Annotated in this window: 11 protein-coding genes; 5 read left to right on the plus strand and 6 right to left on the minus strand. The window is 71.1% G+C overall.

The annotated features are described in order from the left end of the window. Window positions 1–166: 166 nt before the first annotated feature. The 4 genes from NWFMUON74_RS06345 to NWFMUON74_RS06360 all read right to left on the minus strand — a co-directional run bounded on the left by NWFMUON74_RS06345 (window position 167) and on the right by NWFMUON74_RS06360 (window position 6882). Window positions 167–4135, minus strand: a complete 3969-nt coding sequence (locus NWFMUON74_RS06345) for an ABC transporter ATP-binding protein (protein ID WP_187687039.1) — start codon at window positions 4133–4135, stop codon at window positions 167–169. A gap of 316 nt (window positions 4136–4451) precedes the next feature. Further along, window positions 4452–5234, minus strand: a complete 783-nt coding sequence (locus tag NWFMUON74_RS06350) for an ABC transporter permease (protein ID WP_187687040.1) — start codon at window positions 5232–5234, stop codon at window positions 4452–4454. Then, on the minus strand, window positions 5231–6172 hold the full coding sequence (locus NWFMUON74_RS06355) for an ABC transporter ATP-binding protein (RefSeq protein ID WP_187687041.1): 942 nt from the start codon (window positions 6170–6172) through the stop codon (window positions 5231–5233). The genes NWFMUON74_RS06350 and NWFMUON74_RS06355 overlap by 4 nt, the downstream gene beginning before the upstream one ends. Continuing rightward, window positions 6169–6882, minus strand: coding sequence for a hypothetical protein (locus tag NWFMUON74_RS06360; protein ID WP_187687042.1), 714 nt, complete (start codon window positions 6880–6882; stop codon window positions 6169–6171). The genes NWFMUON74_RS06355 and NWFMUON74_RS06360 overlap by 4 nt, the downstream gene beginning before the upstream one ends. Window positions 6883–7234: 352 nt before the next feature. On the opposite strand from NWFMUON74_RS06360, the gene NWFMUON74_RS06365 reads away from it, so the two are divergent. Both NWFMUON74_RS06365 and NWFMUON74_RS06370 read left to right on the plus strand, forming a co-directional pair. Then, window positions 7235–8116 (plus strand): helix-turn-helix domain-containing protein, encoded by an 882-nt coding sequence (locus tag NWFMUON74_RS06365; RefSeq protein ID WP_187687043.1) that lies wholly within the window; start codon window positions 7235–7237, stop codon window positions 8114–8116. Beyond that, window positions 8113–8535, plus strand: a complete 423-nt coding sequence (locus tag NWFMUON74_RS06370; RefSeq protein ID WP_187687044.1) for a VOC family protein — start codon at window positions 8113–8115, stop codon at window positions 8533–8535. The genes NWFMUON74_RS06365 and NWFMUON74_RS06370 overlap by 4 nt, the downstream gene beginning before the upstream one ends. Here the strand turns inward: NWFMUON74_RS06370 and NWFMUON74_RS06375 are convergent. Further along, window positions 8520–9545, minus strand: coding sequence for a glutathione S-transferase family protein (locus NWFMUON74_RS06375; protein WP_187687045.1), 1026 nt, complete (start codon window positions 9543–9545; stop codon window positions 8520–8522). The two genes, NWFMUON74_RS06370 and NWFMUON74_RS06375, sit on opposite strands and share 16 nt — an antisense overlap. A 94-nt stretch (window positions 9546–9639) precedes the next feature. On the opposite strand from NWFMUON74_RS06375, the gene NWFMUON74_RS06380 reads away from it, so the two are divergent. Continuing rightward, window positions 9640–10434, plus strand: coding sequence for an enoyl-CoA hydratase/isomerase family protein (locus NWFMUON74_RS06380; protein WP_187687046.1), 795 nt, complete (start codon window positions 9640–9642; stop codon window positions 10432–10434). 102 nt (window positions 10435–10536) lie between these two features. Continuing rightward, window positions 10537–11772 (plus strand): class I adenylate-forming enzyme family protein, encoded by a 1236-nt coding sequence (locus NWFMUON74_RS06385; RefSeq protein ID WP_187687047.1) that lies wholly within the window; start codon window positions 10537–10539, stop codon window positions 11770–11772. Window positions 11773–11776: 4 nt separating this feature from the next. On the opposite strand, the gene NWFMUON74_RS06390 is transcribed toward NWFMUON74_RS06385, so the two are convergent. Continuing rightward, entirely contained in the window at window positions 11777–12520 is a 744-nt protein-coding gene (locus tag NWFMUON74_RS06390; RefSeq protein WP_187687048.1) for a tyrosine-protein phosphatase, read from the minus strand. 395 nt (window positions 12521–12915) lie between these two features. Between NWFMUON74_RS06390 and NWFMUON74_RS06395 the strand changes: the two genes are divergently transcribed. Then, window positions 12916–13395: a TetR family transcriptional regulator gene (locus NWFMUON74_RS06395; RefSeq protein ID WP_232110873.1), complete on the plus strand. Its 480-nt coding sequence runs from the start codon at window positions 12916–12918 to the stop codon at window positions 13393–13395. Window positions 13396–13448 lie beyond the last annotated feature (53 nt).

Here is a 13448-nt window from a genome sequence, read left to right on the forward strand (position 1 = left end):
GTAATCGGCGTGCTACGCGCCGATGCGCCCTTTCTGAGGATAGGCCCAGCCCGGGCGGCGCGCCCCAGGGTGGTCTCCGCGGTTCCTTCGAGTTGTGCAAATCTTTCGCTTGCGTTCCCGATCCGCGTGCCGCGAGGCGTCATCCGACTGCCGGACAGAACCAGCCTCATATGTGTGACGACTCGTCCACGGGTGAGAATATTCCTTCCTCGGTCCGTGCCGCCGACCACAGCCGGGAATAGATTCCGCCGGCCGCGACGAGTTCGGCGTGCGTGCCGATCTCGGCGATCCGGCCGCGGTCCACGACGGCGATGCGGTCGGCCCGCGCGGCGGTGGCCAGGCGGTGTGCGACGATCACCGCGGTGCGGCTGTGCGCGGTGCCGGCGCGGGCCAGCGAACGGCCGGCAGCCAGCACCTTCTCCTCGCTGTCCGGGTCGAGCACGGCGGTGGCCTCGTCCAGCAGCAGCAGGTCCGGGTCGACCAGCTCGGCCCGGGCCAGCGCGATCAGCTGGCGCTGCCCGGCCGACAAGCCGCGGCCGCCCTCGCCGACCGGTTGCCGCATGCCCGCCGGAAGGGTGGCGATCATGTCCAGCGCGCCGACGGCCGCGGCGGCGCGTTCGATCTGCGCGGGGGTGGCGGAGGGTTGCCCGAACGCAATGTTGCCGGCAACGTCGCCGGTGAACAGGTGAGCCTCCTGCGGCACCGTGCCGAGCCGGGACCGGTAGTCGGCGAGGCGGTAGTCGCGGATGTCCGTGCCGTCGACGAGGATGTGTCCGGCGGGCTCGGGTGCGGCGGGCTCGCGCGGTAGATCATAAAGGCGCGCAAGGAGTTTCACGATGGTGGACTTTCCTGCGCCGGTCTCGCCGACCAGGGCGAGGGTGGTGCCCGCCGGGATGCGGATCGAAACACCGTCCAGCGCGGGCGTTTTGGCGTCCGGGTAGCGGAAGTGGACGTCGGCGAAGCGGACCTCGCCGCGCAACCGGCCCGGGACCGCGACGGCGCCGGGCGCGTCGGGGGCGATCGAGGACGGCGTGCGCAGCAGCGCCTCGATCCGGCGCAGCCCGACCCGCGCCTGCTGGTAGCCGTCGAACACCTGCGACAGCTGCATGACCGGGCTGAACAACAGGCTCAGATACAGCACGAAGGCGACCAGGGTGCCCGCGGTGGTGGTGCCGTGCGCGACCTCGCGCGCCCCGGCGTAGACCACCGCCGCCTGCGCCAGATCGGCCCACGCGATCACGAAGCCGAAGTACAGCGCGATCGCTCGCTGGGCCCGCATCCGGGCGCGGCGGTAGGCGTCGGAGTAGTCGGTGAACCGCCGGGCCGCATGGGGTTCGTGCCGGTAGGCCTGGATGGCCCGCAGTCCGGCGACGTTCTCCTGGAAGTCGGCGTTGACCGTGGCCACCCGCTCGCGTGCGGCCGAGTAGGCGGCCGCCGACACCCGGCGGAACACCAGCGTCGCGCCGATCAGCGGGGGCAGTGTGGCGAAGACGACGACGGCCAGCCCGGTATCGATGAGCAGCAGCGCGAGCGCGATGCCACCGGCGGTGCCGATGCTGATCAGCGCGGTGCCCAGCCCGGTCTGCAGGAACGTCGACAGCGCGTCGATGTCGGTGGTCATCCGGGTCATGATGCGGCCGGACAGCTCGCGCTCGTAGTAGTCGAGTCCCAGCCGTTGCAGGTGCGCGTAACTGCGCACCCGCAACCCGTAGAGCACCCGCTCCCCGCCGCGCGCCGACAGCAGCGTCCCGGCCGCCTCGTCCAGCCAGCTCAGCAGCACCAGCACCGCCCCGGCCACCGCCGCGATCGCCAGCACCCGCCCACTCCCCGCGGCCACACCGTCATCGAGCGCATAGCGCGTCAGTGCCGGAAACGCCACGCCCACAGCGGCATCCGCACCCAGCAGCACCACCACCGCCAGCAGCAGCCACCGCACCGGCCGCAACAGCCGCGCCAGGCGGAACTCCGGGTCCGGCCGCTCCAGGGTCCGCTCGTCCATATCGGGCGCCTCGCTCGCGGCAGGCAGCCGCGCGAGGTCGGCTCGAATCTCCGGCGGGATATCCGCGTCCGGCGTGGTGACCACCGCACTCGGGTCCGTACGCGCAGCGGGCATTCGAGTGCCGGACGCGGACGTTGCGGCGATCCGGTCCTCCCGGTGCGGCGATCGCTCGGTCGGCGTATCGGCACCGACCGGGTGTGTCGGCGTGGCCGGGGATGCGAGTTCGGCCGCTGTGGTCCTGGTCGCGGCGGGTGCCGGGGTGGGCGTATCGCGCTCACCGGCAGCGGAAAGTGTTGGAAGGGAAGGGTTTTCGTGGTGGCCCTCGGGGGTGGGCCAGAGGTCTGCGGTGGGCTGGTCGGGGGTGGGGAGGCGGATTATGCGGTCGGCGTGGGCGAGGGTGGATTCGCGGTGGGCCAGGATGATGGTGGTGCGGGTGTGGTCGCGGGGGAGGCTCGCGTAGATGGCGGCCTCGGTGACGGCGTCGACGGCGGAGGTGGCGTCGTCGAGGACGAGGATGCGCGGCTCGGTGAGCAGGACGCGGGCCAGGGCCAGCCGCTGGCGCTGGCCGCCCGACAGGGTCAGGCCGCGCTCACCGACCAGGGTGTCGTAACCGTCGGGCAGTTCGCCGATGAACTTGTCGGCGGCGGCCAGTTCCGCGGCGCGGCGGATTTCCTCCCGCGTGGCGTCGGGGCGGCCCAGGGCGATATTGGCGGCCACGGTGTCGGAGAACAGGAACGGCTCGTCGAACACGACGCCCACCGCCGCCCGCAGGTCTTCCGCCCGCAGCTCGGCGATGTCGACCACCGCCGCGGCGCCGTTCCCGGCTGGGACGGCTCCTGCTCCTCCGGTCTCGTCGCCGGTGGCCGTGCGCGGCGCCTCGCTCGCGGTGCCGGGCGCGCCGGTATCGTCCGTCGGCCCCGCGCTGCGCAGCAGGATGCGACCGGAATCGGGGGTGAACAGGCGGGGGAGCAGCAGGGCCAGCGTGGACTTGCCGGAGCCGGCGGGGCCGATGACGGCCACCGTCTCGCCCGGGCGCACCGACAGGTCGAACTCGCGCAGCACCGGCCGGTCGGGCTCGAATCCGAAAGTGACCGAACGCATCTCGACGCCGAGCGGCCCCGAGGGCAGCGGCTTCGGATCGGGCGGATCGATCTCGGCGGGGGCGGCGTCGATGACCTGGTAGACCCGTTCGGCCGCGGCGCGGGTCAGCTGCGCCATGACGATCACGTTCGACACGATGCGGGTGCTGGAGGCGAGCATGGTCACGTAGGCGGCGAAGGCGAGGAACGTGCCGACCCCGATATCGCCGCGCAGCGCCAGCGTCCCGCCCAGCGCGATCACCACGACCATGCCGATCTGTGGAATCGCGGCGACGGTCGGGGCGAAGCGGGAGTCGATGCGGGCCGCCCGCATGCGTTCGGCGTACAACCGCCGGCCGTGGCCCTCGAGCAGGCGCACCATCCGCGACTCCTGCCCGAAACCCTTCACCACGCGCACCCCGGTGACGGTCTCCTCGACGTGCTGGGCGAGATCGGCGGCGCGCTGCTGCGCCGACCACGTCGCCGCGTGCAGCAGCGGCCGCGTCCGGTACACCACCAGGCCGAGCGCCGGCACCGTCAGCAACGCGACCACCGCCAGCAGCGGCGACAGCACCAGCATGACCGTGGCGGCCAGTACGAAGATGAGCAGCGAGGCCGCCGACAGCGGAGCCATCGCCAGCAAGCCCTGTACCAGTTGCAGATCGGTGATCGACCGCGACACCACCTGTCCGGTGCGCAGCCGGTCCTGGCCGGGCCCGTCGTAGCGGTGCAGGGCCGTGAGCAACCGCACCCGCAGGGCGTGCTGCACGTTCAACGCGAGCTGCCCGGCCAGCCAGCGCCGCCCGTACGCCGTGGCGAACCGGGCCAGCGCCAGCCCCACCAGCACCATCGCGATCGCGCCGATCGCGTCCAGGTCGCCCTCCCGGGCCCGATCCAGCGCCTGCTTGGCGACCAGCGGCGCCGCCGTCTCCGCCACCGCCCCGGCCACGATCGCGGCGATCACCCCCGACAGCAGCCGCGGATACGCGCGACACGCGGCCCACAACCGGCGGATCCAGCCGGGTCGGCCTCGCGTCGTCGTTTCGGCGTCGGTCATGTCGAGTCGACGTTACCGACGCCGACCGACAACCGCCCCGGCCCGGAGCACGCCGGGATGGCGAGCAGCGGCGCGGCCGAGGTCACCACGGCCGGAGCGCCGCTCACGACCGCGCGGGCGGTGGCGCGGGCGAGTACCCGAAAGGTGCCGCGGTCACCATGGCCGGGGTGCCGTCCACGACCACGCGGGCGGTGGCGCGGGCGAGTACCCGAAAGGTGCCGCGGTGACCATGGCCGGGGCGCCGCTCACGACCACGGGGGCGGTGGCGCGGACGGGCATCCGACAGGCGGGGTAGTCGAGGCACGGGCGGGCGGGATCAGATTTCGCGGGTGCGCAGGTACCACCAGGCGGAGCTGCTCGCGGCGGCTGCCCAGAGGACCAGGATCACCAGGCCCGCGGCGCTAGGGGGGAGGAAGGGACTCGTGGGAAAGGAGCCGACCGCCACCGTGCTGATGGTCGCGGAGCCGGGAAGCAGCACCGCGACGCCCGGGATGCCGATGCCTTGCAGCACCAGCCACAACAGCGGCTCGACGATGAGGAGCCACCCGGCGAGCACGGCCACCGCCGGAACCACCGCACGCAACAGCAGCCCGAGGCCCGCGCCGATCACCCCCCAGCAGACGGCCGCGAGCAGGCCGCCGCCGAACACCTCCGCCAGCCGCGACCCGAACTCGGCCTCGTCGCGTCCGAACGCCAGCAGGCCGAGCGCCGCGCCGACCTCCGCGGCCAGCGCCAGCAGCAGCGAATAACCCGCTGTCACAGCCATTTTCGCGCCGAACAGCAGATCGCGGTCGGGGGTGAACAGCGCGGTCAGCGACATGCCGCTGTGCCGATATTCACCGCCGGCCGCGATCGCGGCGGACACCGCCGCCGCACCGAGCGCGACGACCGAGCCCAGGTAGACACCGATGGTCGCGGTCCCCGTCGCCAACTCCTGCTTCTCCTGCGGGCCGCTGCCCATGATCGCCGTGACGGCGGTGGCGACGAAACCGACCGCGCCGCACAGCGCGAGCAGCGTCCAGTGCGCCCGCAAGGTGCTGATCTTGCGGATCTCGGCGGTGGCGGCCCGGCTCACTTCCGGGGGCACGGTCAGGATCATCGTGGCATCCCGTAGGGCATCGCAGGGACGGGTGGAATCGGAGCGGAGCTGCGGGTGAGCGCGGCGAGCACCCGATCCGGGTGCACGGGTTCGGCGATCAGCTCGGTCAACTGCACCCGGGCGCTCGTCGCGGCGGCCTCGATCTCGGTCCGGGACGCCTCCGCGACCGCCAACCGGCCGTCCGAACGCATCACCGTATCGGTGAAACCGTGCGCGGCCAGCGTCGTGGCCAGCGCGATCGGACTCGACGCGCCCACCACCAGCCGATCGGGATGACTGCGCCGCAACCGGCGCGGACTGCCCTGATACACCACCGCACCACCGCCGAGCACGATCAACTGGTCGGCCACCGGCAGCACGGCGGCCAGGCTCTGCGCGGTCAGCAGCGTGGCGCCACCGCGGCGGGCGTGTCCGCGCAGATAGTCCGACAGCCAGCCGCGTTCGCCCGCGTCGAGACCGGCGAACGGATCGTCGAGCACCAGCAGCGCCGGGTCGCCCAGCAGCGCGATCGCCAGCGCCAGCCGGGTTTGCACCCCCACCGGCAGCGCCCGCACCCGCTGCTCGGCGACCGACTCCAGAGCGGTCAGCGCCAGCAGCGCGTCGACCTGCTCGTCGGAAACACCCGCGGCAGCGGCGAACACCCGCAGCTGGCCGCGCACCGACCGGGCCGGATGCAGCCCGCGCGGCTGCAGCATCGCCCCGACCGCGCGCGTCCGCGCACTCTGCCCCGGCCCGCCGATCGCGGCGGTACCCGAGGTCGGCGGCAGCAGCCCCAGCAGCATGCGCACGATCGTGGACTTACCCGCACCCGGCGGGCCCACCAGCGCCGCCGTGCTCCCCGACGGCACGGTGAAACTCACCTCCCGCACCGCGTTCACGCCCTCGAACCGCCTGCTCAGCCCCGTCGCCGCGAAGGCAAACGGTCGCGCCGCGCTCATTGCTGCCCGGTGGTGTCGTTGCCCAGCGCGGGCAGCGGATCGGCGTCGATGACCACCGGTCCGGGCCAGCTCCGCGGCGCGGGACCGAAAGCCTTGCGGGCGTTGGCGATCATGCTCTTGCCGAGTGCGCGGTTACCGAAACCGCCCACGGCTGCGCCGATTCCGGCGGGCAGCACCTTGCCGAACATGAGCGCGCTGCGCTTGGCGATGAACTGCACCACGAACCGCTTCATCAGCGAATCGTTCATATTGCGGACACCCGGAATCTGGTTGGCCAGCAACGACCCCCAGTTCTTCGCCGAGCGGCCGACGCTCTTCTCGACGATCTCCATGCCGCTCTCGCCGAGCACCACCGCCAGTACCAGCGCACGGCGGCGCTCCTTGTCCTCGGGCGCGATGCCGTGCACCGCCGCCACCGCGAGGGTGAACACCGCCGACGCCTCCAGGAAGAACGTCGTCTCCGCGCTCATGGCCGCCAGCGAGGCGATCGTACCGACGCCCGGCACGGCGGCCGTGGCGCCGACCGCGGTGCCGCTGCCCGTCACCGTCGTCAGATAGATCCGCTCCAGCCGCTGGATGATCTGCTCGGGGCTCTCATCCGGATGCGAGCGCCGGAACCGGTCGACGTACTTGGCGACCGCGGGAGCCTGCAATTGCGCCCCGTTGTCGAGCAGTGCCTTCACCGCCTTCTCCGCACCGCCCTTGAACATCTCTACGCTCCTGTTGTCTCTGGCGCCGCCTTCGGCGTCGCCGGGTTTTCGGCTGTGTTCGTTGGCCGCGGCTTCGCCACGGCGGGTTTTCGGCGCCCTGTGGCTCGGTTTTCGGGTGCCGCTGCTTGCTCCTTCGTCGCTTGCGCAGCGGCACCCGAAAACCGAGCCGCGCCGAAAACCGTGGTGGTCGGGTTTTCTTGTTGGTACGGCGCCGGAAACCTTGGTGGGTTGTTCTCTTGTGGTGTACCCCATTGATAGTGCATCAACGGGGGGTTTGCGACGTGGTCGGTGTTGTGGGCGGGGAAACGAAATCGCGGGTGGCGGGTTGCGGGGAGGGGCTTAGGGTGGGGGTGTGAGTGGTGTCTCCGAGGGTGCCGGGGGGCTGCCGGATCCGCGGCTGCGGGCATTCGTTCGCGGGTACGAGGGGTATCTGCTGCGTGGGTTCGAGGCGGGGACGCATGTGGGGATGCCCGGTACCGATCTCACCGTCATCATCACCATCGACGAGCCGATCGACATCTCCGTCTCGCCGGAGCCGGGGCAGGGGCCGGGGAGCTGGGAGGCCATCGCCAGCGGTCTGACCGTGCGGCCCTGCACCATCGCGCACAACGGGTTTCAGCACGGCATCCAGTTGTCGGTGACGCCGCTGGGGGCTCGGGCGCTGCTGGGTGCGCCGGTCGCCGAGCTCGGGTCCTGGGTGATCGATCTGGGTGATCTGCTCGGTGCGGACGCGCGGGAGTTGCGGGAGCGGGTGTCGGCTACTCCGGACTGGGGCGAGCGGTTCGCGATTCTGGACGAGGTGCTGCTGCGGCGGGCCGCGGACACCGCCATCGACGCGCATCTCGGGCGTGCCTGGCAATTGCTCACGGCTCGCGGCGGCCGGGCTCGGGTTGCCGACGTGGCCGGCGAGATCGGCTGGAGCCGAAGGTATCTGGCGAATCGGTTCGCCGCCGAATTCGGGATCACACCGAAGGACGCCGCGCGTCTGGCCCGGTTCCAGGCCTCGCACCGGCTGCTGCGATCGCTCGCCCACGACTCGGCCGCGCCGTCGGCGTATCGGCTGCACCGCTCGATCGGTGAGGTCGCCGCGACGGTCGGCTACTACGACCAGGCGCACATGGCGCGGGAGTGGCGCGAACTGGCGGGCATGCCGCCGTCGGCCTGGCTGGCCGCCGAGCAGTTCCCATTCGTCCAAGACTCCGACACCGGGGCGCTGCAAGACTCGCAGACATGAGCGAGACGACAGCAAACGGAACCAGCACACGCACGGCGCTGTGGCCGTGCCTGACCTACCGCGACGCCCCCGCGGCGATGGACTTCCTGCAGCAGGCCTTCGGCTTCGAGGAAACGGCCCGCTACGGCGACGGCGACGTGGTCGAACACGCCGAGATGCGACTGCCCGGTGGCGGCGGCATCATGCTCGGCAGCGCACGGCCCGACTCGGCGCTGGAGCAGCTCCCGCCCGGCACCGGCGCGGTCTACGTGGTCATCGACAACCCGGACGAGTTGTTCGCGCGGGCCACCGCCGCCGGCGCCACCGTCACCCAGGAACTGCGCGACGAGGACTACGGATCCCGCGGCTTCACCTGCCGCGACCCCGAGGGCGTGTTCTGGAGCTTCGGCACCTACGCCGGAACTCAGGCAGGCGTGTGATCGGCCGGAACACGTTCGGCCGCCCGCGGTGGCGGAGGCGGAGTGCCGTCGCCGAACGGGCGGCCCCCCAGCTCCTCCCGGCCGTGCGGGGTGAGCCAGTTCGACAGATCCGGGCCCTTCGGGACGATCCGGGTCGGATTGATGTCGGCGTGCACGATGTAATAGTGCTGCTTGATCTGGGTGAAGTCGACGGTGTCACCGAACCCGGGGGTCTGGAACAGGTCGCGGGCGTACGCCCACAGCACCGGTAGCTCGGTCAATTTGTTGCGGTTGCACTTGAAGTGCCCGTGATAGACGGCATCGAAGCGCACCAGCGTCGTGAACAGCCGCACGTCGGCCTCGGTGATGGTGTCGCTCACCAGGTAGCGCTGGGTCGCCAGGCGCTCGGACAGCCAGTCCAGCGCGGTGAAAAGCCGGTCGTAGGCGGCGTCGTAGGCGTCCTGCGCCCCGGCGAAACCGCAGCGGTAGACGCCGTTGTTGACCTCGGTGTACACCCGCCGGTTGACGGTGTCGATCTCCTCGCGCAGCGCCTCGGGGTACAGCTGCGGCGCGCCCGGCCGGTGGTACCGCGTCCACTCGGTGGAGAAGTCGAGCGTCAGCTGCGCGTAGTCGTTGGTGACGACCTGGCCGGTCGGGACGTCGACCAGTGCCGGGACGGTGATCCCGCGCGGGTAGTCGGGCACCCGCGCGAAGTACGCGTCCTGCAGGAAATGGATGCCCAGCACCGGATCCACGCCGCCCGGATCGAGGTCGAAGGTCCAGCTGCGCTTGTCGTGCGTCGGTCCGCACAATCCCAGGGAGAGCACGTCTTCCAGCCCGAGTAACCGGCGCACGATGATCGTCCGGTTGGCCCACGGGCAGGCCCGCGCGGCGATCAGACGGTACCGGCCGGGCTCGACCGGGTACCCGTCGCGGCCGTCGGCGGTGACGCGGGTGGTGATGTAGTTCGTGTCCCGCTTGAACTCGCCGGGCTCGATGTAGGTGGCATTCTCCGAGGGCGTGGCACTCACCCGACCAGTCTCGCAGATTGATCTCGGGCCCGGCGTCGCCGCGCGGCGCCCACGGCTGTTCCACTCGGCGGCACGGCCCGGATAGATTCGGCCGATGAGCGATTCGAAACCCACCCGCCTGGACCTCGTCGAGACCGACAAGGGCGCGCAGCTGGCCGTACTGACCATCGACAGCCCGCCGCTGAACCTCTTCGACCGGGCGATGCTGGATTCGCTGGCCGCCGACCTCGCCGAGCTGAGTGCCCGGCCGCCGCGCGCGGTGCTGCTGCGCGCGGAGGGCAAGGTGGTCTCGGGCGGAGTGGACGTCAAGGTCTTCGACGGGCTCTCGGTGGAGGCGGGCGCCGAGCTGTGGCGGTCGCTGTTCGAGCGGATCATCCATCCGCTGGAGGCGCTGCCGTGCCCGGTCGTGTTCGCCGCGCACGGACTGACCCTGACCGCCGCCTTCGAGATCGCCCTGGCGTGCGACATCATCCTGGCCGGGTCGAAGGCCAAGTTCGGTCTGGTGGAAACCGTGGTCGGACTGACGCCCTCGATGGGCGGCCCGCAGCGGCTGGCCGAGCGGGCCGGTTCGGGCCGCGCGCGGGAACTGGTCATGACCGGCGACCTGTACGGCGCGGGCGAACTGGCCGAGTGGGGCGTGGTCAACGCCGTGCACGAGGACGTCGACACCGCGGCCCGCGCCCTGGCGGCCCGGCTCGCCGACGGCCCCACCCGCGCGCACGCGGCGACCAAGCGGATCGTGGCGGCGTGGCGTTCCGGCGGTGTGGCGCACGCGGATTCGGTGACGCCGGAGGTGTCGGGCGACTTGTTCGCCACCGCGGATCTGCGTGGCGCGGTACGCAGCTTCCTGGAGGTCGGGCCGGGCAAGGCGACCTACACCGGACAGTGATCCGGGAACCGACTGGGACACGTTTGCCGACTATCCGCCCGAGTTTGTGATCTGAGTCATATAGTCACAGATGCCAGCCGGATCGAGGCGTCGGAGGGACCCATGGCGCAGTTGTTGGTCGAATACCCGCAGTCGCGAAACACGGGGTTCGACAACCCCCTTGCGCGCGGCGCCGACGGCGTGCTGCGCTACGGAAACCTGAACCCCGCGCTCACCGAGCTGCTGGATGTGCAGGTGCACGCCTTCTCCGGGCGGGAGGCGGTCGTCGAGATCGGCGGCCCGCGGCTGACCTATCGGCAGCTGTGGCACTCCGCGTCACGGATCGCGGGGGGTTTGCAGGAGCACGGAATCGGCTACGGCGACCGGGTAGCGGTGCGGATGCCGGTGGGGGCGCGCTGGGTTCAGGCATTCCTCGGCGCGCTGCTGTCCGGGGCGGTGCCGGTGCTGGTGCACGACGGCCTGTCCGAGGACGCCGCCGCCCGCGTCCTGTCCGACAGCCGAGCGGATTTCGTGCTGGGCGGCGGCACGGGCGCGGAACTGCCCGACGGCGCGGCGTTCATCGACGACGGCGCCTCGCTGAGCGAGCTGGCGCTGCTGTGCTACACCAGCGGCGCGGTCGCGCACGAGGATCCGGCCCTGCCCCGCGGGGTGGAGCTGACCAACGAGAACCTGCTGTCGGCGGTCCGGTCGATGGTGGGCGCGCTGGATCTGCCCACCGACGGCCTGCGCAATCTGGTGCTGCTGCCGCTCGCACACGCCAGCGGCTGCGTCGATCAGCTGCTGCCGACGTTCGCCGTCGGCGGCACGGTGGTGCTCGTCCCGGACCCGGCGCTGGTCGCGGAAACCATTGTGGCCGAACGCATCGACACGGTGGCGGCGACGCCGCGCATCTTCGCCGGGCTGCTGCCCGAGCTGGCCGGATTGCGGGCCGAGGGGGTGCGGCAGGTGTGCAATGCCGGGCATCGCACCGAACTGGCGGCGACCGATCCAGGCACCTCGGAGGTGGTGGCCGCCGCGCTGCGCGAGGTCTTCCCGCTCGCCCGGCAGTGGTCGGTGTGGGGCGCGACCGAAACCAGCGGCATCGGCTTGGCTTTCGCCGACGAGGGCGCGGCGCTCCCGGCCGACCTGCTCGGATTCGCCTTCGGCGGTACGGAATTGGCGCTGTGGGGGCCGCATGCGGCGGCCGGTCACGGCGAATTGCTCTGTCGTGGCCCGAATGTCACCCCTCGCTACTGGGACGACCCGGAGACCACCGAATCCCGTTTCACCGGTTCGTGGTTCCACACCGGCAACGAAGTGGATATCGACGAGCGCGGTCTGGTGCACCGCGCGGGATAGCCGCCTATTCGAGCAGGCGGTCGCGCAGGCGGTTGCGGAGGTCGGCGGTGAACCCGATCGCGGTCAGATAGCCCTCGAGGTCGCCGTACAGCCGGTGCATCGAATCCGTGCCCTCCGCGAGGTATTCGGGGGAGACGCCGAGCACGTCGAGCGGAAGTGTCACGCGCCCACCCGAATTCAGTTCGACATCGGCGCGCAGCGCGTCCACGGCGTCGTTGCTCAGCAGGTAGTCGTCGAGCAGATCGGTCTCGGCGACGCCGACCGCGCGCAACAGCGTCGCGATGGCCCAGCCGGTGCGGTCCTTGCCCGCCGCGCAGTGCACCAGCACCGCGCCGTCGTCGCGGACCAGTGAGCGCGCGATCGAGACGATGGCCACCCCCGCCTCCGGCATCGCCGGGAAGGACCGGTAGACCTGCAGCATCTCCTGCCAGGGCTCGTCGTGCACCACCTCGTGCGGCGGCTGCTCGCCGATGCGGGAATCGAACGGCGTGTGCTCGAGGCGCACTCCAGCGGGCAGCAGGTCGGCGCCCAGGTGGCCGATCTCCTCGGGCCCGCGCAGGTCGTGGACGGTGGACACGCCGAGTTCGAGCAGCGTGGCGTGCCCGTCGGCGTCGACCCGGCTCAGCTGCGCCGACCGCAGCAGCGCGCCGGAGCGGACGCGTGCGCCGCTGTCGGTGCGAAGCCCGCCGACGTCGCGGTAGTTGAAGGTGCCGGAGACGAGGAAATGATCGGGGCGCGCGATGGTCACATGTCCAGGCTATCGGCGGACCGGTAGCGCGCGGGTGTCGTTCACCGATCGAAACGGCGAACCCGGTACCGGCGGACCGCACTGTGTGATCTGCCACAGCCGAGCGGCACTGCGGGTCGCGAACGCGTAGAGTCTTGTCGGTTACGGGTAGTGATCCCGGCGGATATCGATATCCACTGGATCGCGCCGCGATCCCGGATGGGTAACAAAACATTCTTTCAGTCTGGAAACACCCAACGAACCTGGTCTTCGTCCCCGAAAACCCTCTACCATTGATGAATGTTGATACGGGTCGACCGGGCTGGTATCCGGTGCGATCAATGCGGATCCGCAGCCCGTTGTGAGCGAGCCGCGCAGGCGAGGTGCGCGCGTTCTTTCGCCCGAGGGAGTCGTTGTTGAACGCTAGTGGAGAAATTATCGAGGTGCGGCCACATCCGACCGTCGAGGAGGCGGTCGACAAGGCCGCCGACGCCATCGATTGCACCGGCACGCGGGCATTGCGAGTCCTGCTGCATGCCGGGGTCAGCGTGCTGTGGCCGGCCATCAAGGCCGCGCCGCACAAGCAGATCCGCACCTACGAGTCGACCATCGCGGCACTGCGCCGCCGCTGGGCCAACCGCAACGAGCCCGTGGCGGACCCCGCGGTCGCGGCACTGTTCCGGGATCTCGACGCCGAGGTCGGGGCCTTCCTGCGGCTGTGCGCCGAGCGGTCGAACACCGAATGGCTGGAGCCGGTCGAGGCGATCGCGGCTTACTCGGTGGCCGTGATGCAGGGCACGGTGCTGCGCTGGCTGGCCGACTGCGACGACGAGACGACGTTGGTCGTGCTGGACGACCTGGTCTCGAGCCTGTCCACCAAGGCCGTCGACCGCTGATCGGCGCCCGCCGGAACGTCGTGACATCCAACAAGTTGGACAGTTGACCAGTA

The sequence above is a fragment of the Nocardia wallacei genome (assembly GCF_014466955.1).
GTDB lineage: Bacteria > Actinomycetota > Actinomycetes > Mycobacteriales > Mycobacteriaceae > Nocardia > Nocardia wallacei.